The sequence below is a fragment of the Stutzerimonas stutzeri RCH2 genome (genome assembly GCF_000327065.1).
In the GTDB taxonomy this organism is placed as follows: domain Bacteria; phylum Pseudomonadota; class Gammaproteobacteria; order Pseudomonadales; family Pseudomonadaceae; genus Stutzerimonas; species Stutzerimonas stutzeri_AE.
Genome location: NC_019936.1, coordinates 2796439 through 2819830 on the forward strand (window position 1 = coordinate 2796439; position 23392 = coordinate 2819830).

21 protein-coding genes are annotated in these 23392 nt (G+C 63.8%); 4 read left to right on the forward strand and 17 right to left on the reverse strand.

The features are described from left to right. The first annotated feature begins 10 nt into the window (after positions 1–10). Together PSEST_RS12755 and PSEST_RS12760 are read left to right on the forward strand one after the other, a co-directional pair. The gene (locus tag PSEST_RS12755; RefSeq protein WP_015277386.1) at positions 11–1069 is read left to right on the forward strand and encodes a glycosyltransferase; all 1059 of its coding nucleotides are present in this window, start codon (positions 11–13) and stop codon (positions 1067–1069) included. A gap of 22 nt (positions 1070–1091) precedes the next feature. Next, entirely contained in the window at positions 1092–2162 is a 1071-nt protein-coding gene (locus tag PSEST_RS12760; RefSeq protein ID WP_015277387.1) for an acyltransferase family protein, read from the forward strand. 6 nt (positions 2163–2168) lie between these two features. On the opposite strand, the gene PSEST_RS12765 is transcribed toward PSEST_RS12760, so the two are convergent. The 14 genes from PSEST_RS12765 to PSEST_RS12830 are packed head-to-tail and all read right to left on the reverse strand — an operon-like array spanning position 2169 to position 14857. After that, a complete protein-coding gene (locus tag PSEST_RS12765) occupies positions 2169–3212 on the reverse strand; it encodes a tetratricopeptide repeat protein (RefSeq protein WP_015277388.1) in 1044 nt (347 codons plus the stop codon). A 1-nt stretch (position 3213) separates the two neighbouring features. Next, positions 3214–4182 carry a type II secretion system F family protein gene (locus PSEST_RS12770; RefSeq protein ID WP_015277389.1) on the reverse strand — a complete coding sequence of 323 codons (969 nt, stop codon included), beginning with the start codon at positions 4180–4182 and terminating at the stop codon, positions 3214–3216. 10 nt (positions 4183–4192) lie between these two features. Next, entirely contained in the window at positions 4193–5179 is a 987-nt protein-coding gene (locus PSEST_RS12775) for a type II secretion system F family protein (protein WP_015277390.1), read from the reverse strand. Further along, positions 5176–6600 carry a CpaF family protein gene (locus tag PSEST_RS12780; protein ID WP_015277391.1) on the reverse strand — a complete coding sequence of 475 codons (1425 nt, stop codon included), beginning with the start codon at positions 6598–6600 and terminating at the stop codon, positions 5176–5178. The genes PSEST_RS12775 and PSEST_RS12780 overlap by 4 nt, the downstream gene beginning before the upstream one ends. After that, the gene (locus PSEST_RS12785; protein WP_015277392.1) at positions 6590–7819 is read right to left on the reverse strand and encodes an AAA family ATPase; all 1230 of its coding nucleotides are present in this window, start codon (positions 7817–7819) and stop codon (positions 6590–6592) included. The genes PSEST_RS12780 and PSEST_RS12785 overlap by 11 nt, the downstream gene beginning before the upstream one ends. Next, on the reverse strand, positions 7813–8316 hold the full coding sequence (locus PSEST_RS12790) for a TadE/TadG family type IV pilus assembly protein (RefSeq protein ID WP_015277393.1): 504 nt from the start codon (positions 8314–8316) through the stop codon (positions 7813–7815). Before PSEST_RS12790 ends, PSEST_RS12785 begins: the two co-directional genes overlap by 7 nt. Then, on the reverse strand, positions 8316–8786 hold the full coding sequence (locus tag PSEST_RS12795; RefSeq protein ID WP_015277394.1) for a TadE/TadG family type IV pilus assembly protein: 471 nt from the start codon (positions 8784–8786) through the stop codon (positions 8316–8318). The genes PSEST_RS12790 and PSEST_RS12795 overlap by 1 nt, the downstream gene beginning before the upstream one ends. An 11-nt stretch (positions 8787–8797) precedes the next feature. Beyond that, entirely contained in the window at positions 8798–10132 is a 1335-nt protein-coding gene (locus PSEST_RS12800) for a TadE/TadG family type IV pilus assembly protein (RefSeq protein ID WP_015277395.1), read from the reverse strand. A gap of 10 nt (positions 10133–10142) precedes the next feature. Next, positions 10143–10412, reverse strand: a complete 270-nt coding sequence (locus tag PSEST_RS12805; RefSeq protein ID WP_015277396.1) for a hypothetical protein — start codon at positions 10410–10412, stop codon at positions 10143–10145. Between the two features lie 15 nt (positions 10413–10427). Further along, positions 10428–11942 (reverse strand): type II and III secretion system protein family protein, encoded by a 1515-nt coding sequence (locus tag PSEST_RS12810; protein WP_015277397.1) that lies wholly within the window; start codon positions 11940–11942, stop codon positions 10428–10430. A gap of 54 nt (positions 11943–11996) precedes the next feature. Beyond that, the gene (gene cpaB / locus PSEST_RS12815) at positions 11997–12806 is read right to left on the reverse strand and encodes a Flp pilus assembly protein CpaB (protein ID WP_015277398.1); all 810 of its coding nucleotides are present in this window, start codon (positions 12804–12806) and stop codon (positions 11997–11999) included. 12 nt (positions 12807–12818) lie between these two features. Next, positions 12819–14138, reverse strand: a complete 1320-nt coding sequence (locus tag PSEST_RS12820; protein ID WP_015277399.1) for a hypothetical protein — start codon at positions 14136–14138, stop codon at positions 12819–12821. Positions 14139–14150: 12 nt separating this feature from the next. Continuing rightward, positions 14151–14657 carry an A24 family peptidase gene (locus PSEST_RS12825; RefSeq protein WP_015277400.1) on the reverse strand — a complete coding sequence of 169 codons (507 nt, stop codon included), beginning with the start codon at positions 14655–14657 and terminating at the stop codon, positions 14151–14153. Continuing rightward, positions 14657–14857, reverse strand: a complete 201-nt coding sequence (locus PSEST_RS12830; protein ID WP_015277401.1) for a Flp family type IVb pilin — start codon at positions 14855–14857, stop codon at positions 14657–14659. The genes PSEST_RS12825 and PSEST_RS12830 overlap by 1 nt, the downstream gene beginning before the upstream one ends. Before the next feature lie 348 nt (positions 14858–15205). Here PSEST_RS12830 and PSEST_RS12835 point away from each other — a divergent pair, with 348 nt between their 5' ends. Next, positions 15206–16078 (forward strand): helix-turn-helix transcriptional regulator, encoded by an 873-nt coding sequence (locus PSEST_RS12835; RefSeq protein WP_015277403.1) that lies wholly within the window; start codon positions 15206–15208, stop codon positions 16076–16078. Positions 16079–16222: 144 nt separating this feature from the next. Further along, on the forward strand, positions 16223–17545 hold the full coding sequence (gene rimO / locus PSEST_RS12840) for a 30S ribosomal protein S12 methylthiotransferase RimO (RefSeq protein ID WP_015277404.1): 1323 nt from the start codon (positions 16223–16225) through the stop codon (positions 17543–17545). Between the two features lie 115 nt (positions 17546–17660). Here the strand turns inward: rimO and betA are convergent, their stop codons facing one another. From betA to PSEST_RS12855, 3 genes are all read right to left on the reverse strand, one after another. After that, entirely contained in the window at positions 17661–19334 is a 1674-nt protein-coding gene (gene betA, locus PSEST_RS12845) for a choline dehydrogenase (RefSeq protein ID WP_015277405.1), read from the reverse strand. 14 nt (positions 19335–19348) lie between these two features. Then, positions 19349–20821: a betaine-aldehyde dehydrogenase gene (betB, locus tag PSEST_RS12850; RefSeq protein ID WP_015277406.1), complete on the reverse strand. Its 1473-nt coding sequence runs from the start codon at positions 20819–20821 to the stop codon at positions 19349–19351. A gap of 93 nt (positions 20822–20914) precedes the next feature. Further along, positions 20915–22981, reverse strand: a complete 2067-nt coding sequence (locus PSEST_RS12855; protein WP_015277407.1) for a choline transporter — start codon at positions 22979–22981, stop codon at positions 20915–20917. Positions 22982–23392 lie beyond the last annotated feature (411 nt).

Consider the following 23392-nt stretch of genomic DNA (forward strand, 5'->3'; position numbering starts at 1 on the left):
AGATACCGCCGTGCCTGACACCTGCAGCCTGGACCCACAGGCCATCGCTATTGAAGCCGGCGAAACACCGGCGCGAAGGCAGACCACCATCGTCACGGTGACCTATGGCGACCGCCTGCACTACCTGCGCCGCCTGATTGAGCAGGCATTCGCCTTCGAGCAGATCACCCGGGTAATCGTGGTCAGCAACGCCTCCAGCGCGCCGCTTGAGCAGCTGACCAGCCGCTGGCCCGGTCAGGTCCGACTTATCCCGCTTGCGCAAAACACCGGCTCGGCCAACGGCTATGCCGTGGGGCTGGAAGCTGCGCTCGCAGAAGGCGCCCAGTACATATGGATGATGGATGACGACAACGCACCCACCGCCTCTGCCGTGCGCCTGTTGCACGAGGAGCTGGCGCGGCTGGACGACGAGGTGGGTTTGCCTAACGCGGCGGTGCTGGGCTTTCGCCGCAGCCAGCAGGAGGACATCGCCCGCGGCGTGCCGCAGCGTTTCATCGTTCAGCCACGCTCCAGCTACTTTGGCTTCCACGTGGCGCAACTGCCCTACAAGATCTGGCGTCGCCTGCCCTGGGGCCGGCCAAAGGGTACGCCGCCACGGGCCATCGACCTGCCCTTCGCCCCCTACGGCGGCATGCTCGCGCACCGCAGCCTGTACCAGGCGATCGGCCTGCCGCTGCGCGAGCTGGTGCTCTACGCCGATGACACCGAGTACACCCGCCGCATTACCGCGATGGGTGGCCGCCTGCGGCTGGTCACCGAGGCATTGATCGACGAGCTGGAGCTGTCCTGGAACATCAAGGCCCACACCCGCAACATCTACGAAGCCTTCCTCTTGGGCGACTCGGATTTCCGCGCCTACTACACCGCCCGCAACCAGGCCTGGTTCGACACCTATGTCTGGGCTGCCTCGCCCTGGTTATACCGGCTGAACCGCCGCATCTTCCTCAGCCTGTTGCGCTATGTCGCCAGACGCCAGCGTGCCCCCGAGCGCCTGCAACTTATCGAGCAGGCGATCCGTGACGGTGAAAGCCACACGCTGGGCATGAGCCAGGCTTTTCCGCTGCGTTGATTACTCAGACCAGGAGGTTCCGATGCACACGCCCACTCTGGCGGATAGAGACAACAACTTCGATTTCCTGCGCTTTTTCGCCGCCGCAATGGTGGTATTCGGTCACGCCTACGGACTCTCGGGCCAGGCGCATCAGGAACCGCTGCGCCTGTTCAGCGGCAGCTATGACTCGGCGGACATCGCCGTGCACGTGTTCTTCGTCATGAGCGGCTTTCTCATCGCCGGTTCCTGGCTGAACAGCCACAGCGTGCTGGATTTCGCCGCCAAACGGGCATTGCGCATCCTTCCGGCGCTGATCGTCTCGGTGCTGTTTGTCGTGCTGGTTGTGGGGCCGCTGGCCACCCGATTGCCACTGAGCGAATACTTCGCCGCACCCGAAACATTTGCCTACCTGGGTAACGCGGTGTTCATCACGGAGTTCCGTCTGCCCGGCGTGTTCGCCAGCAACCCCTTCCCGGATACGGTCAACGGCTCGCTGTGGACGCTGCCCTACGAGGTCCTGATGTATGCCACTGTGCTGACGCTCGGCTTGCTCAAGGTGTTCGGCCGCAGCATGGCGCTGATCGGGCTGGTTCTGATGGTCGGCGTGCATTTCTACCTGATCCCGGTATACGAGGTGCAGAGCGACCTGCTGCGCAAGGCCACGCGGCTGGGGATGTTCTTCTATGCCGGTGTGGTGCTCTATCTGTATCGCCAGAAACTGATCTGGAACTGGAAGCTCGCCGCGCTAATGGTTACCGCAAACCTGCTCAGTGCACGCAGCGACTACTGGGAGCTGGTGCACGTGCTCACGCTGCCCTATCTCACGCTCTACCTCGCCCAGCTGCGCATCCCGCTGCTGGCCGGGTTCGGTAAGGCAGGCGACTTCTCCTACGGGCTGTACATCTTCGCCTTCCCGCTGCAGCAACTGCTCATGCACTGGAGCGACGGCAGCCTACCGCTGCTACCGTTCATGCTGCTGAGCTTCGCCGCCAGCCTCGCCGCCGCAGTATTCTCCTGGCACCTGATCGAGTCGCCGGCGCTCAAACTCAAACGCTACCTGCCGCGCCGCCAACGCACCACTGCGCCTGCAGTCGCGGTGGGCAACCGCTGAGCCGGATCAGGGCACGGGGAACACCTTGACCTCTGCGTCCACCACCGCGACCACATCCGACTGCGCGCGCTCCAGCCCCAGCTGCCGAATCTTGCGCAACTGCCGTACACGCTCGAGGTTCTCCCAGGCCGTGAGGTAGTGCGACGGCGACTGTTCCAGGGCGCTGCGGAAGAACTGTTCGGCCTCATCCAGCTTGCCTTCCACCAGACAGACATAGCCCACGTCATTGCTGGCCTGCGCGCGCGAACCGATCTGCTCGAAAGCCGAAAGCGCCTCCTCGTAACGCGCAGTACGCGCCAGCAGCAGCCCATAGTTGCGCCACAGTGGCGTGTAGCTGCCGTTCTGATCCAGCGCGCGGCGGAAGGTGCGCTCGGCGTCCTGCCAGCGTCCGGCCAGGTAATAGGAATAGCCCAGGCTGTTCTGCGCCAGCAGCGAGCGTGGCTCGATCTTCAGCGCCAGCTGGTAGTAGCCCTCGGACAAGGCAAAGCGGTTGTTCAGATCGGCCAGCACGCCGAGTGCGTTGTACAGCCTGAGCGGCGACTGCTGGTCGACATTGAGCGCCTGCGGCTCGGGCAGCGTTTCACCAATGGCCACGCCCTGACGCCGCTGATCCAGGGAAACGGCCTTGTGCAGCAAGCCCCGCGCACGATCCTGATCGCGCTGCGAGAGGCTCAGCATGCCCATTTCAGTCAGCGCATCGAGGTTGTCCGGCTGCTTGGCCAGCACTTCGGTGAAGGCCAGTTCGGCGAGCTGATCGTTGCCCCTTTCCCGGTGGATACGCCCGACCCAGACCAGCGCGTCCTGGCGCTTTGGCTCAAGCTCCATGGCGCGCAGATACTGAAACAGGGACTGGTCGAGATCTCCCGCCCGATAGGCCAGCGCCGCCAGCTGCATTGCCTGGTCCGCGCTGCCTGCCTGCTTGCGCACCTGATAGAGCAGCGCGTTGTCGCCGGAGTACACCGAGCGTCCGCTGTTGCCGGTATCCGGCCCCATGCTCTGACAACCGCCCAGCACGGCGGATACGAGCAGCAGCAATCCGAATCTTTTCATGTCAGGAACTCCCGAAGGCGTTGACCAACGCCATGATGGCCGGACCGATGGCAACCACGAAGAAGCTGGGCCACAGGCAGAGAATGAGCGGAAAGACCAGCTTGGTCCCGATTTTGGCAGCCTGTTCCTCGGCCGCCTGGGTACGCCGGTCACGAAACTCCTCGGCGTAGATGCGCAGCGTATCCGCCACACTGGTGCCGAAGCGGATGCTCTGACTGAGCAGGCTGACCAGCCCCTGCAAGTCTTCCAGTCCGGTACGCAGCGCGAGGTTCTGCAGCGCATCGGAGCTGCTCACACCCGCGCGGATTTCGGCATTCACCAGGGCCAGTTCGCCGGCCAGTTCGGCATGGCTGACGGACGTCTCCTCGGCTACCCGCTCGATCGCCTGCGGCAAGGCCAGGCCCGACTCGACGCATACCACCAGCAGATCCAGCGCATCAGGGAAGGCGGCACGCAGTCGATTCATGCGGGCCTCCTTGCGCTTTTCGACATAGATCGCCGGAATCATCCAGCCGACGATGACCGCTGCGGCCGTCAGCATCAGCCCGGTCAAAAACTCAACTTCGCTGAACAACGGCAGCAGCACCACTGCAGCAGCGAGCAACAGCAGCGGCAACAACAGGCGCAGCGACCAGTACAGCTGCGCGGCACTGGCCGAGCGATAACCGGCGTGCAGCAACAGCGCGCGCGTACCGCTGGCATGCTCGCTGTCGGTGGCGACCAGGCGATCCCCCAGCTGCGCCAGCAGCAGCTGCAGGTTGCCCCGTGGCGGCTCGCCAACGCCCTGATCGACCATGCCGCGCTTGAGCGTGACCAGTCGTCGATGCACCGGGTCCTGCAAGCCGACCACAAGCAAGGTCAGGGTGAGCGCTGCGATCACCGCGCTGATGCCGATCGCCGCCAGAAACAGCAGGCGTACCCAGCGCTCATCGCCCATCAGGCCGTTGAACACGCTCCACAAGTAATCCATGACGAGCCCCCTAGACCTGGATGCGAATGATGCGGCGAATCCACAGGATGCCCGCGAGCATCCCGACGAAGGCCGCCACGGCGAGCTTCTGCCCGGCAGGCTCGTTGAGCAGCATCGGCAGGTAATCCGGAGTGGTCAGCATGATCACCGCCGCCAGCACGAAGGGCACGGCAACCAGCACCCAGGCGGACATCCGCCCTTCGGCCGAAAGCGTGCGTACCTTGCGCTGGAAGCGAAAACGCCCGCGCACCAGCGCACTCATGCGTTCCAGCACCTCGGTCAGGTTGCCGCCGGTTTCCCGATGGATCAGCACCGAGGTCACCAGCATCATCACCGTCATGCTGGGAACGCGCTCCAGCAGGCCGAGCATGGCGCGACGCACGTCGTTGCCGTAGTTGATATCGGCGAACACCAGGCCGAATTCCTGGGCCACCGGCCCCTTGTGCTCATCGGCCACCAGACGTAGCGACTCGCCGAACGGATGCCCCGCGCGCAGCGCCCGACAGACCGAGTCCAGCGCATCCGGCAGGCCTTCCTCGAAAGCCGTGAAGCGTGCGGCGCGGTCGCGACTGATCTTTCCAATTGGCAGCCAGAATGCCGCCAGCCCGGCGCCAGCCGACAACCACCATTGCAGGGTAACGACCCAGATCGCGGCACTGGCCAGCGCCGCGAGCGCCACCCCGGCCAACACCACCCGGTGCGCCAGATAATGATGGCCGCTCTGCTCGATCATCTGCGCCAGTCGCTCCATCATCGGCAGCTGCTCCAGCCGCGCCTGCAATGGCGAAAGTCGCGTCAGGTACTTCTCGCGCAGCAGCATCTGCATGCTGGGCCCGTTGTTGCTGTGTTCGAGCAGGTGCAGGCGTGCACGAATGCGCTTGCGCATCTTGCCGGCCTCGCCGAACACCGGAATCGTCAGGCCCTGGCTGAGCAAGACCACCGCGACAAAGATCATGCCGAGAAAAACCAGGATGTACTCGGTGGGTATCTGCCTCATGGCTGCATGACCTCCATCCAGTCCGGTCTGAACAGCGGCAGCGGCAGTTCGATGCCGCGCTTGGCCAGGCGATCACGGAACATCGGCACCATGCCGCTGGGCCGATACTCACCCAGCACCTCGCCTTTCTCACCGATGCCGCGCCGTTCGAAGGTGAAGATCTCGGACATGGTGATGATGTCGCCTTCCATGCCATTGATCTCCTGCACACTGACAAGCCTTCGTTTGCCATCCTCGTGGCGCTCGAGCTGCAGCACCACGTCGATGGCCGAGGCGATCTGCTGGCGCAACGCCTTGATCGGAAATGTCGCACCGGACATCGACACCATGTTCTCGATACGGCCCAGCGCATCACGGGGGCTGTTGGCGTGGATGGTGGTGATCGAACCGTCGTGACCGGTGTTCATCGCCGCCAGCATGTCCAGCGCCTCCGGCCCACGTACCTCACCTATGACGATGCGATCCGGGCGCATGCGCAGGCTGTTGCGCACCAGCTCGCGCTGATTGATTTCGCCGCGCCCCTCGATGTTGGCCGGACGCGTCTCCAGGCGCACCACGTGCGGCTGCTGCAGCTGCAGTTCCGCCGAATCCTCGATGGTGACAATGCGCTCGTTGTGCGGAATGAAGCTCGACAGCACGTTGAGCATGGTCGTCTTGCCGGTGCCGGTACCGCCGGATACCAGCACGTTGAGCCGGCCGCGCACGATGGCCTTGAGCACCAGCGCGATCGCCGGCGTCAGGGTGCCCATCTCGACCAGACTCTCGGCGCTCAGCAGATCCACGGCGAAACGGCGGATCGACAGGCTCGGCCCGTCGATTGCCAGCGGCGGAATGATGGCGTTGACCCGCGAGCCGTCCTTCAGACGCGCGTCCACCAGCGGCGAGGATTCGTCGATGCGCCTGCCGAGGCTGGAGACGATGCGGTCGATGATGTTCAGCAGGTGCTGATCATCACGAAAACGCACATCGGTGCGCTGCAGCTTGCCGTGGCGCTCCACGTACACCGAGGCATGGCCGTTGACCAGAATGTCGGACACCGTGCCATCGGCGAGCAGCGGCTCCAGCGGACCAAGCCCGAGCACTTCGTCGCTGATCTGCTTGATGATCAACTGCCGGCTGCTGCTGCTCACCGGCGCTGCATGGTCGTCCAGCAGGCGCTGACAAATGTCGCGGATCTGCCGTGTCGCTTCGGCGTTTTCCATCGAGTCCAGCAAGGACAGGTCCATCACCTTCAGCAGTTGCTGATAGATGCGCTCACGCCACTCGGCCTCGATGGAGTTGAGCTGAGTTCGGGTTTCGTACAGATTCTCCGGCGCGTCGGCTTCCCAGCTGGCGGGCTGCTCGGCGGTAGCGGCAGGATTGGCCGGCACGCTGTCCTTGCCGGTCTGACGATGCAGTCTGTTCCTGAATTCACTGAGCATGGCTTCCCCCGAACAGTCGTCCGAATGTGCGTTTGAGCAGGCTCGGCGCCTCGACCTGAGCACCGATCAGCGCCTGGCTGAGCTGGCGGATGCCTTGAGTGATCGGCGCGCGCGGCGCGTGCAAGCCGAGCGGAACGCCGGCGTTCTGGCTCTCGTTGACCACCGCATAGTCGTTCGCCAGCCGAATCGGCTCCCCGCAATGCAGTGCCTCGGTGATGTCCTGCAGGCTCACCGCTGCCGCCTTGTCGTAGCGATTGACCACCACCTGAATCCGCTGGGCCTGGATACCCATGTCTTCGCGCATGATGGCCAGCAGGCGGCTCGCATCCTTGAGGTGGCTGAGGCTCTGCTGCAGCACCACATAGATGCGATCCGCCTGCTCCAGAGTGATACCGGTGAGGTGGTCGATCTGTCGCGGCAGATCAACCACCACCCAGTCGTAATGCCGCCGCGCCAGATCGAGCAGGCTTTCCAGCTGCTCCAGGCGCACGTCCTGGGTCAGGCACAACTCTCCGGGACGCCCACCCAGCACATGCAGCGTCGGACTGAAGTGGCTGCAAAAGCCGTTCAGGGCAATGCCATCCATCTCATCGATGCGCTGCAGCACTTCGAGGTGACTGTGCGCCGGCCGCACGTCCAGGCAGTGCGCTACGCAGCCGAACTGCAGATCCAGATCCAGCAGCAGCGTCCGGGCACCATGCCCGCTGAGCTGGTGCGCCAGGTTGCAGGCCAGCATCGTCGCACCCGAGCCGCCCTTGGCGTTCATCACCGCCACCAGCCGTCCGCCGGCATCGACGCCTGCCTGGCTCTCGAAGGCAACGCGCTGGATGGCGGCCAGCAACTCGGCCGCGACGACCGGCTCAGCGAGGAAATCCCGTGCCCCGGCCTGCATCGCCAGGCGCAGCCCCTCGCGCTCGTCCAGCGGCCCGCAGACCAGCAACGGCGGGCGCTGGCTGGCCGGACGCAGCAGCAGAGCGGCCAGCTCGTCGCGCCACAGATTGCTCACATGCAGCAGCAGCAGGTCTGGCAGGTGATCCAGTCCGAACAATGGATCGGTATGGCCATTGTTGACCAACCGGGTCGTGACCTGCCATGCGGGATGCGACCCGATGGCTGTGCTCAATCGCTCCAGTGCCGCAGCGTCGCGGCTGCTGATCAGCAACTGCAGCGGGCGTGCGCTGGAAACGGCTGGGGCGCTGGGAGGCGTCGGCTTCAGCATGGGGTGATCTCCGGAACAACGTTGGCCTCGGGGTGACGCCCGAGGCTTTCGCGGGGAAGGGTCGACTGGAACGTCGGCAGCGTGATCACACGTTGCAGCGTTGGAATCAGCAGTTGGAAGGGAAAGCCTTCGATGCGCAGCTGTACATAGCGGATCGCCCGGTAGCCGGTTACACCAGTGGTGTCGGCCGGGCTGGCCACCGGGGCACCATCCTGGTTGAGGTAGACCAGGCGCAGATGGCTGGTTTCGAGATTGCCGATCAGCTGGCTGGTACCGCTCTGCTCCGCCTCGTTGAAGATCGCCCGCCGCAGGATGCGCGGGTCCTGAATGTTGCACACCGCTGCGAGCCTTGCGCCGCGACGCGCGCTCTCGTTCAGCGCGTTGACGGTGAACAGCAGCCGGCCCATTTCCAGCACACCGAACATCAGCACGAAGAACAGCAGGCCGACAATCGCGAATTCGACCGTGTAGGCGCCGTGCTGGCGCATGCGGCTCATCACAGGACCCTCATCACGGTCGTGGCGACCAGCGGGAAGCCCAGACGCAAGCCATTGCCGAAGAGCGCGGGTATCCCTTGGCCAACCACCGGAACGAACAGGTAGCTGATGCTCACCTGCACATGGTCGCTGCCGACCGCAGAAACCTGCACGGCGCCGCTGGTCAAGCCGCTCACCAGCGGCGCCGTGCTGCCCGACGCCACCGGCACGCCATACACCGCCAGCGCTCGCGTGCGGGTCAGCAGCTCGGTGGAAAGCTCGAGCTGACCGAGGGTGCGATTGCGCGCCTCGCCGGCCAGGTAGCGACTGGCATCACGGCTGGCCTGCAGCAAGGTGTTGTACTGGAACATCATGCGACCGATCTCGCCGATGGCGAGCAGCAGGAGCAGCAGCAACGGCAACACGATGGCAAATTCCACCATGGCCAGCCCGCGCTGCCCCACCCCATAGGCCGCTCCGTTGCGCTTCATGGCCGCCTCCTTCAGGAATCGCTGCTAGGCGTCCGGCTGTTGTCGATATAGGTCTTGTACAGCTGGATGATCTGCGGCCCCGTCTCGCCGACCGAGTTCGGCCCGGGTACGTTGTCGCCCTCGCATTCACGAATGAACTGGCCGAACACCACGGCCTGGTTGCCCTGCCCACCGGGCAGTGACTGCACGAGGAAGAAGCAGCCGAAGCCCAGCACCGGCACCGACGTGCTGCCGCCCGACGCGCCGTTGCAGTTGCCCACCACAATCTTCAATACACGCCGCTCGAAAACGCCGTTCGCCTGGCAACCGTTCGGGCAGTTGCCGACGCTGCGCTGCCAGTCGTTGAAGTCCAGCAGTTGGTGGCCGGTGGTATAGAGATCGCCATTGCTCGCTTGCACCGGCTGGCCCTGATACTCGGCGCGCGGCGGGGTCACGGTGCTGTTGAGCGTCATGCGCGGCGTGCTGAAGCTGATGACCTGGTCGGGCGGATAGCTCGCCGATTTGCTGCTGATCGGCCCGTCATAGACACCGAAGCGGGTGTTCAGCCCTTGCGCCACCGGACCGACGTTGTTGCCCGGCTCGGTGGGCACCGCGTCGCCCACCACATTGCAACGTTCGATACCGCCAGCCAGCGCATCCCGCATGTCCGAAGCGCCACTGGCACCGCCCAGGCGGATCAGCTGGAAGTTGCCGGGGCCGATCACCGGATCGCTGTTGGATGCACCCTTGAGCACCTGCAGGTCGCCAAAGCGATAGCCCCAGAACAGTTCGTTCGACGCGTTGTACTGATTAGGATTGCCGCAGACCATCATCGGTGCGATATCGCACGGATTGGTCGGACTGGGCCCGGCTGTCGCCACGGCGGCAACGCTTTTCTCCGGCGCCGTACCAAGCATATCCATGATCCGCCAGAAGAAGCCGACCAGACCGTAGTTAGGCACTGACACCCTTACATAGCGCGCATTGAGCGGCCCCGGGTATGAGAAAGGTCCGTAGACGCTGGCGGCCAGTTCAACCCGGGCGAAGCTGGTGCCCCCGCTGCCGAGTGCGGTGTTCAGCTCTGCGTTGCCGGGTGCCTGGGCGTTGAGCCGCAGCGTTGCGAGTGCGGCGTCGCGGGTCAGGCTTGAAGAACTGCCGGAGCCGAGTACCTGCTGCAACGTCTTGGCCCCGCTGAGCGCCGCCGCATCCACCGCGTTCTGCAGGCGGGTCTTGTTCAGCAGCATATGGCTGCCATCCAGTGCCAGCGCCGCCATCAACAGGATGGACAGCAGCGCCAGCACGGCAAGTACCATGACCGCACCGCGCTGGCGTGCCGGTAACGGCCTGTTGCTTCTGCGGACTGTCATGGCGGGCGCCTCAGTTGTTGACGTTGATCTGGATCGGCTGGGCGACCTGCGTCGCATCGCCGGTGGTGCCGCGATAGCCCTCCATCACCTTCTCCGTCAGCGGCCCATCGACGCCCTCTGCCGCCAAACCTGTTCCGGGGTTGGCAGCCTTCTGCTTGTCGACGATCTGCAGGTATTCGCTCAGGTACACGGTCGAGCCCAGCGGGCCGACGCGGCCCTCGTCATAACTCACGCAGCCACCCAAAGCGGCCAGCAAGCCCAGCGCAATGATTCGTTTCATGATGCTGCTCTCCGCTTACTTGAGGTCGTGGCCGAAACGGCCTTCGCTGACACCGAGACTGACCGGCACGGCACGCCCGGGCTGGCTGCCCTTGGTCTTGCCGAGCAGGTAGAACTCCAGGTCGCTGGGCTCGACGAAGTTTTCCGTCGGCAGCCGCACGGCCTTGGCATCCAGCGGAGTGACCAGATGAGGGGTGACGAGGATGACCAGTTCGGTCTCGCCATTGATGTACTGCTGGCTGCGGAACAGCTGTCCGAGCACCGGAATGTCGCCGAGGCCGGGGAAGCGGCTGACGTAATCGCGGCTGTTCTCGCTGATCAGGCCGGCGATGGCGATGGTCTGGCCATTGCCCAGTTCCACGGTGGACTGCGCACTGCGCTTGGTCAGCGACGGCACCAGCTGGCCGACGCTGTTGGTGCCGCCCAGGCCGGTCGTGAGCATCAGCGCATTGGCGTTGCTCAGCTCGCTGACCGCGACATTGAGGTTGAGGTTGATGCGGCCCGAGTCCAGCACCACCGGCAGGAACTTCACGCCGACGCCGAATTCCTTGTATTCGATGGTGATGCCATCGTCGTCCGACACCGGCACCGGAAACTCGCCACCGGAAATGAATTCCGCCTGCTGTCCGGTCAGCGTGGTAAGCGTCGGCTCGGCGAGCACCTTGGCCGTACCATTGTCCTTGGCCGCGTCCAGCACGACGTTGAACAGGAAGTTCTCCGAGAGGAACTGCCCGAAGATCGCCTTGCCACTGCCGATCAGCTTGCTCGGGTCCACCTGACCATCTGGATTCAGGCCCAGTACACCGCCATCGGCGTTCAGACCGTTATTGAAGCCGCCCCCCGACCAACGTGACGACGAGCCGAAATCCAGCGCGTTGAAGCGCACATCCAGATTCTTGAACAGGCTGCGCTGCATCTCGGCGACCTTCACTTCCAGCATGACCTGCTGGCTGCCACCGATACCGAGCAGGTTGATCACCTCCAGCGGCTTGTTCTGCATCGCTGCACCGCCGCTTTCAGCCGCCGAAGCCTGCGCCGCATAGCTCTGCGCCAGCTTCACCGCGCTGTCCATGGCTGCTGCACTGCTGACCTGGCCACGCAGCGCCAGCGCGCCCTGTGCACTGAACACTTCGATGCGCTCGTTGGGCAGCACCTGATGCAGCTTGGCCTTGAGCCCGCCGAGATCGTGCACCACCTCCACATCCAGGCTGTCGATCAGCTGATTGCGGTTATCCCACAGCAGCACGTTGGTACTGCCCAGCGAGCGCCCGAGCAGGTACAGCTGCGTCGGCGAGGTGATGAGAATGTCGGCAATCGCCGGGTTGCCCACCGAGATGCGGTTGACCGACGCCCGCGTGCTGAGCACCCGCGACTTGTAGATGGGCACCTGCACATCGCTGTTGTTCACCGCCGGCATGGCTCTCACCGCCGTAGCCGAAACCGGCTGCTGGGCGAAGGTCGCCGGCGCCCCCAGCACCGCCCAGCCGCCCAGCAGGACGGCCAGTAGCTGTACTTTGCTCATGCTGTTCATGTGAATCTCCTTGCAGACCGGCTGGTGACAGCGCCGGTGTTGGCAGTGATCGCGCTAGAGCCGAACCTTGGTGACGTTGACCTCGGTGCCGCGAATGATGGTGACGCCCGGGTCGGCCGGAGCCCGCTGACGCTGTACCGGCTTGGGCGGCACCACCACCGGTGCTGGCGCAGCCACCTGCAGCGACTGCGGCTCGGCGGCCACGCGCTTGTCGTTATCCAGTGGGTTGCGCAAGGCCAGTTGCAGGCGGCCCTCGGACATCGCCTTGACCAGCGCTTCTGCCTCATCCGGTGCCATTTCCAGCGTCACGGCACGCACTACTACCGGCTGGGTCTTGTCAGTGCTGGCGGTCTGGTCGACGGCCAGCACGCGCAGGTCCTGGAGAATGGTCTTGGCTTCGGTTTCCTCACCGCTGCCGATGCGACGAGTCGCCAGCACATCGACCCGGTTGCCGGGCAGCAGGAAGCCGCCCACGCCGACCACGTCGTCGACCCGTACCGATACCGCGCGCTTGTCCTTGGCGATCAACGAAGCCAGGGTGCTGCCGCCCAGATGCTCGGCTACCCGGGCGCCACGCACGATGTCGCCGCGCAGCATGCTGAATGTGGCGATCTTGCCGGCCACCTGGTCGACCGCATCGAAGGCATCATCAGGAACCGTGCCCCGCGGCATGCGCACGACCATCACCTGCTGCGCCTCGATGGCCTGGCCGAAGGGAATTTCCATGGTGGCCACCACGACGTTGCGCTGCTGGTCGTCAGGTGCCGCGCTGAGCCTGGCGTTGAGCCAGTTGTTGGCCATCCAGCTCGCACCCAGTCCCAGCAGCAGCGAGAACAGCACCAGATAAAACGTACGGGAGCCCATGTCCAATCTCCTTCATTCGAGAAATTCGAGCTGGACGAAGTAGTTTCGCCAGGCCCAGTCCAGGTCGTCGGCCGTCAACGGACCGCTGCGGTCCAGATAGCGCTGGCGATCGAGTGCCATATCGATAAGGTCGCGCGGCTGGCATGGCAGCAGCGGAACGCCTTCGGCTCCGTGCAACTCGCTCAGGACGTGGTCGAGCAGCGCCGCATCGAAGGTCTGGCCGCGCTTATCCAGCTCCTGCCGCCAGATGCGTTCGTACTGATCGCGTTTGAGGTAGCCGAACGGCAGCTTGTAGCCGATGCGCCGCAGGAAGGCGTCGTCGGCCAGGTCCAGCGGGTTGATGTTGGTCGAGAACACCAGGATCAGGTCGAACGGCAGCACGCAGTGACGCCCGCCGCCCAGGTTGAGGAAGTCGCGGCGCTCCTCCATAGGCACGATCCAGCGGTTGAGCAGCTCGGCCGGCGGCATGCGCTGGCGGCCCAGGTCATCGACAATGAACAGGCCGTTGCTGGCCTTGAGCTGCAGCGGCGCGTGGTACTGCCGACTGATGGGGTCATGGCGGATTTCGAGCTGGTCCATGGTCAGCTCACCGCCGGTGGTCAGCAGTGGCCGCGAACAGCACAGCAGCCGGCGATCGATGCCCTGGTCAAGTAGCAGGCTGGCCGGTTCTTCGGTCTCCAGCCGGCAATGGATCTGCGGGTCGTAGATCTGCAGCACGGCATCGCCGATCACCACGGCGTGGGGCACCCAGATCGCTTCGTTGAGCAAGCGGATCAGCCGGCTGCTGATGTAGGTCTTGCCGGTCCCGGAGGGACCATAAATCATCATGGCGCGGCCGGAGTTCATCGCCACGCCGAGCCGCTCCAGCAGGTCGTCGGTCATTACCACGCCACTGTAGGCGGCGCGCATAGCCCGCTCGGTCACCCGCCCATGATGGATGGTCTGCAACTTGAGCAAGGCGCAGTAGAGACTCACCGGAATCGGAGCGGCCCCGAGATAGCCGCTGCGCGCGAAGGCATCTCGCGCCGCCATGCGGCCACGCTCGGTCAGCCCGTAACGCAAACCGCTGCCACCGTTCTGCCCGAGCACCTCGACGCTGCCGTCCTTGCGCAGCTGGCCCAGCACCTCATCGACCACCGCGCCTGGCAACGCCAGGCGGTCAGCCAGCCGGCCGATATCAAGCACGCCAGATTCGTGCAGATGCTTGCAGACAAGATCGCCCAACAGCGCCTCATCCAGACCGGTATCGGCGATGCTGCGAGGCTGTGGCGCGAGTTGCTGGACCACTGCGAACTCGCGGTCCCGGGTTGGATGATCGATGACTACATGCATGACACATCCCCTTCAGCGGGCGAATTCAAACCACAACATGCTGCCCAGGGTGCCGAGCAGGATGGCGATGGCGTAGGGAAAGCGCTTGCCGGCAACTTCGTTCTTGTCCGGCGCCAGGTAGCGGTGAGCGCCCAGCATCACCGTGTACCGAGTCAGCGTTTGCCGGAGCTGCCCGTGCACGGCGATCAGCAACAACCCACCAATACCCCCGGCCATCAGCGCCAGCAGCGAGGCCAGCAGGGCCTGCTGCGGTGCCATGAACGTGCCTACCATCGCCATCAGCTTGACGTCGCCGGCGGCCATGCCGCCGAGGGCGTAGAGCGGAATGAAGATGGCAAAGCCGATCGCCGCACTGATCGCGCTAGTTCCAAGCCCGGACCATCCTGCGCCGAAAACCTGACCAACAACCCCCGCCGCTATGCCGAACACCACGAGCGAATTCGGAATTCGGTGTTGCCGAAGATCAATCAGCGCCGCATATCCCGCCAGGCTTAATAGAACTATCCACTCGATTGCCATTACTGCGTTGGGGCCGTGGTTCCACCCAATGCGGTGATGATCGCGTTGATCTTGACTAGTACGGCCTGCCCTAAGTTTGTGAACGCCGTAAGTAACACGGCCGCCACCAGCCCGCCGGCAATCGCATACTCCACCGTGGTCAAGCCTTCCTCATCCCTCGCGAACTTCACCACCGCGCTCTTGATCGACTGAAGTTTCATCTCGCTCACCTCTCGATGTGATTACCCGGAGCCAGCAGGATTAATCCCTGCTCTGCTTTCACCCTAGGCGCGGAGTGGAGATGGCAGTTAGGAGTCCTTTGCTGATCGCTAGGATTTTTTTACTGGCGTTGTGCCTGCACACACGTAGCCGCAGATAGAAGGGATGCGACAAGGCGCCGCGGCAATGAAGAACGCTTGGAAGTCATTCATTCAGCTGATGCAGAGCCCGCGCTGTCACATAACCTATCCGCAACAAAATGTGACGCAGTTAGCAGAATTGGTTCTTAGCAATAATGGCTTATTGCCAATACTGTTTGAGGCGCACAACAACAATCGGCAGAGCTAGTAATGATGTCTAACTCCGCGACAGGCCCCAGCCTTCTCTGGCTCGACATGACCTGCGAGCGCTCTACACAAGCGCTAATGGCTCAGTTCAGTGACTTCTGCGATTGTCGGCTGATCGCACCGGACTCCCTTGTCGCAGATTCGGGCCTACATCTGCGCCAGGCAGACATGATCTGCATGCATTTCGATCGACCCGACGCGCTCGGATTGAGCCAGTTGCAGCAACTCAAGCGCTCGGTGCCATCCCTTCCGATCACCATGTTTACCGTCCAGCACACCGAGGAGCTCGCCGTATGGGCGATGCGCTCGCGGGTATGGGAATACATCACGCTGCCCATTTCGTCGGCAGAAATGGCGCGCTATCGGCGTGCACTGCTTGAACTGCATGCGTTGAGGCGCATCGGTGCTGGTTATCCCCGGCAACCCATGAGCGAGGTGTTCCCCGAGCTGCCAGCCTGCGTCAGGCTGACCGCGGATCATCGCAAGCATCAATCGCTGGCGCGCGCGTTGCAGCACATTGACCAGCATTTTCGCGAAAACATCGACCAGAAGGAGCTGGCACAGCTCTGCGGCATGACGCCGTCGCGCTTCAGCCGGCTGTTCAAGGACGTGTATGGCATCTGCTATCTGGAGCACATCCTTGCCAGGCGCATGGAGTTCGCCAAGGACCGCCTCGACAACAGCCAGATGCCTATCACCACCATCGGCTATGAGGCGGGCTTCCGCGATCCGTCCTACTTCGCCCGAGTGTTCAAGCAGTTCGCCGGCTGCACGCCGAGCGAATACCGCAATCGCCTGGTTGGCGCGACCAGCGTGAGCGACCTCAGCGAGTCTTTCGCGCCGCTCGCCGAAATCGAATACGACATCGGAGCCTGATCTGCAGCGGCACTCGCAGCTGGAGCGGTCGCGCCACGCCAGGGCATATCGACCCACGTGCGCCGCTCCCGGCCTGGCTAAAAAATGCTCAGCTCTGTATACTCGCGCGCCTTTTTCATGCGCGGTTTTCGAGGTTCAAAGTCGATGAGCAAAACGCCAACAGTCGGGTTCGTGAGCTTGGGTTGCCCCAAGGCAACGGTCGACTCTGAACGCATCCTCACCCAGCTGCGCATGGAGGGTTACCAGATCGTGCCGTCCTACGAGGACGCCGATGTGGTGGTTGTCAACACCTGCGGTTTCATCGATAGCGCCAAGGCCGAATCGCTGGACGCCATCGGCGAGGCGATTGCCGAGAACGGCAAGGTGATCGTCACCGGCTGCATGGGTGTGGACGAGAACAACATCCGCGGTGTGCACCCCAGCGTGCTGGCCGTTACCGGCCCGCAGCAGTACGAGCAGGTGGTGAATGCGGTGCATGAGGTGGTGCCGCCGAACATCGAGCACGACCCCTTCGTCGATCTGGTACCGCCACAGGGCATCAAGCTCACCCCGCGCCACTACGCCTATCTGAAGATTTCCGAAGGCTGCAACCATACGTGCAGCTTCTGCATCATCCCGTCGATGCGCGGCAAGCTGGTCAGCCGGCCGGTGGGCGATGTGCTCAGCGAAGCCGAGCGCCTGGTCAAGGCCGGTGTGAAGGAAGTCCTGGTGATCAGCCAGGACACCAGCGCTTATGGCGTGGACCTCAAGTACAAGCTGGATTTCTGGAACGGCCAGCCGGTCAAAACGCGCATGCTCGAGCTGTGCGAGGAGCTGGGCAAGATGGGCGTCTGGGTGCGCCTGCACTACGTCTATCCCTACCCGAACGTCGACGACGTGATTCCGCTGATGGCCGCCGGCAAGATCCTGCCGTACCTGGATATCCCCTTCCAGCACGCCAGCCCGAAGGTGCTCAAGGCCATGAAGCGCCCGGCCTTCGAAGACAAGACCCTGGCGCGCATCAAGAAATGGCGCGAGATCTGCCCCGAGCTGACCATCCGCTCGACCTTCATCGTCGGCTTCCCCGGCGAAACCGAGGAAGACTTCCAGTATCTGCTCGACTGGCTGACCGAAGCCCAGCTCGACCGCGTCGGCTGCTTCCAATACTCGCCGGTAGATGGCGCCCCGGCCGAGGTGATGGGCCTGGAAGCGGTACCGGACGAAATCAAGCAGGAGCGCTGGGACCGTTTCATGGCGCACCAGCAAGCCATTAGTGCCGCGCGCCTGCAGCTGAAGGTCGGCCAGGAGATGGACGTGCTGATCGACGAAGTGGACGAGGACGGCGCCATTGGCCGTTCGTGGGCCGATGCTCCGGAGATCGACGGCATGGTCTACGTCGACAGCGCACAGCCGCTGCAGCCGGGCGACAAGGTCCGCGTACGCGTCACCAACGCCGACGAGTACGACCTCTGGGCCGAAGTGATCTGAGCTGCTCGGTTAAACAAAAGCGCCCCGCACTAGCGGGGCGTTTTTGTTTCTGCGCGACAAGTTCTCGTAGGGTGGAAAACGGCGAAGCCTTTTCCACCACCTGACGGCGAACGCGTCAACGCCGCGGCGGTTGCCGCACCGGCACATTGCCGGCCACGTAGTACTTCGCCGTGCTGCGCCGCAGCGGCTCACGGCCGCGAATCCGGTCGGCGATCTTCTCGGCGATCATAATGGTGGTGGCGTTGAGGTTGCCGGTGATGATCTGCGGCATGATCGAGGCATCCACCACGCGCAGCCCTTCCATCCCATGCACCCGGCCCTGGCCATCGACCACGGCCATGTCGTCCGTACCCATCTTGCAGGAGCAGGACGGGTGATAGGCCGTCTCGGCGTGCTCGCGGACGAAAGCGTCCAGCTCCGCATCGCTCTGCGCCTCGATGCCCGGGCTCAGCTCGCGACCGCGGTAGGGATCGAGCGCCGGCTGGTTCATGATCTCGCGCGTCAGGCGGATGCCGTCGCGAAACTCGCGCCAGTCCTGCTCGTGGGCCATGTAGTTGAACAGGATGCTCGGATCCTCGGCCGGATCGGTCGAGCGGATTTCGATACGCCCGCGGCTGGGCGAGCGCATCGAGCCGACGTGGGCCTGGAAGCTGTGGCCGTCATGGGCGTTGCTGCCGTTGTAGCTGACCGCCACCGGCAGGAAGTGAAACTGGATGTTCGGCCACTCGAACTCGTCGCTGCTGCGGATGAAGCCGCCGGCCTCGAACTGGTTGCTGGCGCCGATACCGCTGCCGAGGAACAACCATTCGGCGCCGATTGCCGGCTGGTTCCACCACTTGAGTGCGGGATAGAGCGAAACGGGCTGCTTGCATTCGTACTGCAGGTACATCTCCAGGTGGTCCTGCAGGTTCTGGCCGACGCCCGGCAGCTCATGCACGGGCTTGACCCCGACCCGGCGCAGCAGCGCGCCCGGCCCGACGCCGGAGCGCTGCAGGATCTGCGGCGAAGCGATCGCCCCGCCGCACAGCAGCACCTCGCGGCGCGCCCGCGCGATGTACGGGTCCTTGCGGTCGCGCAGGTAGCGCACGCCCACCGCGCGCTTGCCTTCGAAAAGGACGCGATCGGTCACCGCATGCGTTTCGATGGTCAGGTTCGGCCGCTCCCTGGCCTGGTCCAGGTAACCCCGCGCGGTACTGGCGCGCCGGCCCTGGGGCGTCACGGTGCGGTCCATTGGACCGAAGCCTTCCTGCTGGTAACCGTTGAGGTCATCGGTGCGCGGGTAGCCGGCCTGCACGCCCGCCTCGACCATGGCCTGGAACAAAACGTTGTTGTCCGCCCTCGGCGTGGTCACGCTGACCGGGCCGACGCCGCCGTGGTAGTCGTTGGGGCCGATGTCGCGCGACTCGGCCTTGCGGAAGTACGGCAGACAGTCGAGGTAGGTCCAGTCTTCCAGGCCAGGCGCCTTGGCCCAGTTGTCGTAGTCCAGGGCGTTGCCGCGGATGTAGCACATACCGTTAATCAGCGATGAACCGCCCAGGCCCTTGCCGCGGCCGCAGTCCATGCGACGGTTGTTCATGTGCGGCTCGGGGTCGGTCTTGTATGCCCAGTTGTAGCGCGTGCCCTGCAGCGGATACGCCAGTGCAGCGGGCATCTGGGTGCGGAAGTCCAGCCGATAGTCCGGACCGCCGGCTTCGAGCAGCAGCACGCTGACGTCGGCGTCCTCGGTTAGCCGCGCGGCGAGCACGTTACCCGCCGAGCCGGCGCCGATGATGATGTAGTCGTATTCCATGGCTTCAACCTCCCTCAAAACACCGAGGCGAACTCGCCCAGCTCTACCTGTACCGATTTGACCCGGGTGTAGTGCGCCAGCGAGGCGATGCCGTTCTCACGGCCGATGCCGGACTGCTTGTAGCCACCGACCGGCATCTGCGCTGGCGATTCGCCCCAGGTATTGATCCAGCAGATGCCGGCCTCGAGGCGATGGATGATCCGGTGCGCCCGCGCCAGATCGGCGGTGACCACGCCGGCGGCGAGGCCATACTCGGTGTCATTGGCGCGGCGGATGACTTCGTCCTCATCCTGATACTCGAGCAGGCTCAGCACCGGACCGAAGATTTCTTCACACACGATGGCCATGTCGTCGCTGCAGTCGCTGAAGATCGTCGGTGCGACAAAGGCGCCTTTTGCGTATTCGCCCTCAGTCACCCGCTCGCCACCACAGAGCAGCCGCGCGCCGGCGGCTTTTCCCTTGGCGATGTAGTCGAGCACGTTGTTCATGTGCGCGAAGCTGACCAGCGGGCCGAAGTTGGTCTCCTCCTGCTGCGGATCGCCGAGACGAATGCGTTGCACGCGCTCCAGCAGCTTGGCTTCGAACGCAGCTTTCAGACCGGCCGGAACGAACACCCGCGTGCCGTTGGTGCACACCTGGCCGGAGCTGAAGAAATTGGCCATCACCGCGATGTCGGCCGCGCGGTCCAGATCGGCGTCTTCACAAATGATCAGCGGCGACTTGCCGCCCAACTCCATGGTCACGTCCTTGAGCGACGACGACGCCGCGCTGGCCATTACCTTCTTGCCGGTCGCCACGCCGCCGGTGAAGGACACCTTGGCGATGCGCGGGTGCTCGGTGATCAGCGCCCCGACACCGGCGCCACTGCCGGTCAACACGTTGAACACGCCATCGGGCAGCCCAGCTTCGCTGAAGATCTCCGCCAGTTTCAGCGCGCTCAGCGAGGTGACTTCGCTGGGCTTGAAGATCATCGCGTTACCGGCGGCCAGCGCCGGTGCGGCTTTCCACAGGGCTATCTGGATCGGATAGTTCCAGGCGCCGATACCGGCCACCACGCCCAGCGGCTCGCGCCGGGTATAGACGAAGCTGCTGTCACGCAGCGGAATCTGCTCGCCCTCGATGGCCGGAGCCAGGCCCGCGTAGTACTCCAGCACGTCGGCGCCGGTGACGATGTCGACGCTGCGGGTTTCGCTCAGCGGCTTGCCGGTGTCCAGGGTTTCCAGCAGCGCCAGCTCATCATTGCGCTCGCGCAGCAGATCGACCGCGCGGCGCATGATTCGCGCCCGCTCGATGCCGGTGAGTGCCGCCCAGATGCGCTGGCCCTGCTCGGCACTTTCAACCGCGCGTTCCAGATCGGCCGCACCGGCCTCCGCGACTTGGGCCAGGACTTCGCCGTTGGCCGGGTTGATGCTCTCGAAGGTTTCATTGCTGCTGGCGTCGACGTAGCCGCCATGGATATAGAGTTGCTGCCGTGGGAAACGGGCCATGTTCTACCTCGCTCGTACTGTTCGTGGCGGCAGCGGATCGACGCTGCCGCGACATGAATGGAACGCATCGGGGATCGCCCGAGGCGTGCAGGGTCAGGGTGTCGGCGCCGCGCCCGGATTGGGCATGCCGCTCTCACCACCGCCGTTCTCGCGCTGAAGATGCAGGAAGTGCATGTGGTGCTCGTAGTGGTCGAGGATGTCCTCGATCAGCTGGCGCCGGGAGTAGCCCATCAGGTCGTAACCCAGGCTGCCCTGGCGCAGGTGCACCTCGAGCCGGTAGTAGTCGGCGTTGCCGCTCTGCGTGCGCAGGGCAAAGGACGGCATGGTGCCGCGCACCGGCCAGATCTGGTAGGTGAAGTCCTGCTCGCTGCCCAGGTTGACGTGCAGCGCCAGATGCTCGTTGCCCGGCTCGCCTTCGACGATATCCACAGGCACGCCCTTCTCGCCGAGCGCCTTCTGGATCTCTTCCATCGCCGGCTTGCAGACATCCTTCAGGTAACGACGGATCTGTGAACGGCTGGGGAAGCTCATCGCCCGCGACAGGCGCTGGCTCCAGTTCATCTGCGTGTGCTCCAGCGTGGCACGCCCGGACAGGTAGCCGGACAGGCTCTTCTGATAGCTGTCAGCCATGACGCCTTCGACGTGCAATGCCTTGAACAGCCCGTACATCATGAACAACAGGACGATGGAGAACGGCAGGCCCATGATTACTACCGTGCCCTGCAGCGCGGTCAGGCCACCGGCGATCAGCAGCGCCAGGGTGAGCACACCAATGATTGCCGCCCAGAGAATGCGCATCCACACCGGCGCGTCGCTGTTGACGTCCTTGAGGATCGAGGTGAAGTTCGACAGCACCAGCGAGCCAGAGTCGCCGGAGGTGACGAAGAACACGATGGCGAGGATGGTCACCACGATGGTGGTGAGTCCAGCCCATGGCAGGCTCTGCAGGAATAGATAGATCGACGAGCCAGGGTTGCTCACCGCCTGCTGACCGAATTCGAGGGCGCCCCCCATGACCATCTCGATCGCGCTGTTACCCATGATCGACATCCAGGCCATCATGAACGCCAGCGGCAGCAGCAGCGTGCCAATGACGAACTCGCGGATGGTGCGACCGCGGGAAATTCGCGCCAGGAACAGGCCCACGAACGGCCCCCAGGCGATCCACCAGGCCCAGAAGAATACCGTCCAGGCGTTCAGCCAGTCGGTCGGCCGACGGTAGGCATAGGTGTCCAGCGACAGACTGATGAAGTTGGAGAAGTAGTCGCCGACGTTCATCACCAGCGCGTTGAGCAGGAACACCGTATCGCCGACCACCAGCACGAACAGCAGCAGCAATACCGCCAGCAGCATGTTGAACTCGGAAAGCCGGCGGATCCCCCGCTCCACCCCGGTCGCCGCGGAGATCGCCGAGAACACCACGATCAGCACCACCAGCACCGCCTGGGTAAGCGTGCCTTCCGGTATGCCGAAGATGTAGTTGAGGCCGAAGTTCAGCTGGATGATGCCGATGCCCAGACTGGTGGCGATACCGAAGATCGTCCCGAGTACCGCGGCGGTATCGACGGTGTGGCCGATAGGGCCATAGATGCGCTTGCCGAAGATCGGGTACAGCGAGGAGCGGATCGACAGCGGCAAGCCCTGGCGGAAGCTGAAGTAGGCCAGCGACATGCCCACCAACGTGTAGACACCCCAACCGGACAGACCCCAGTGCAGAAAGGTCAGCTCCATGGCGTGGCGCGCCGCCTGGGTGCTGCCGCCCTCACCTACCGGCGGTTCGAGAAACTGGGTGATGGGTTCGGCGATACAGAAGAACAGCAGGTCGATGCCGATGCCAGCGGAAAACAGCATCGCCGCCCAGGTGACCACGTTGAATTCGGGCTTGGAGTGATCAGGCCCGAGGCGGATCTTGCCGTAGCGACTGGTCGCCACGACGACCACGAACAACAGGTAGAGCAGCACGGCGAGGAAGTAGAACCAGCCGAATGTGTTGGATATCCAGCCAAGTACCGTGTTGATGACCGCCAGCGAGCGATCGGTGAAGAACATCGTCCATACGGCAAACAGCACGATGGCGATGGCGGAACCGTAGAAGACTACGGGATTGATTCGATCAGCGGGCGCTTCGGAATCGTTGGGCGAGAGCTCAGCCTCGTTCATCAGTTCTATCTCCTGAACTTGTTCTGGCTTTACGACATCGCTATGCGACGTACTGCGGCAGGCGACACGCAATTCATTGGTGAATGCGTCGACCCGATGGTGGGATGGGCAAGCAAAGCAGCCGTACTGATGACAGCCATGCCCGTCGGCAAAGCAATGCCGACAAAAAACAAAGGTTGAATTCTGCTCCCATAATGTTGAAGTCGGCGCGCATCCTACACGATAAGCGTCAACTTCGCGAATCAGCTCAGGATCGCCACTGTTCCAGCGACCGCGACTTGGCCCGGCAGCCGCCGTTCTGGGCGGCTCGCAAGAGGGTCTGCGCCGGTGCCAGCCGCGGCATTTTCAGCAACCCTGTCCTGACTTATGATCACCGCCGCGCAGCAGGCGCCCCTACCATTTCACCCGCAG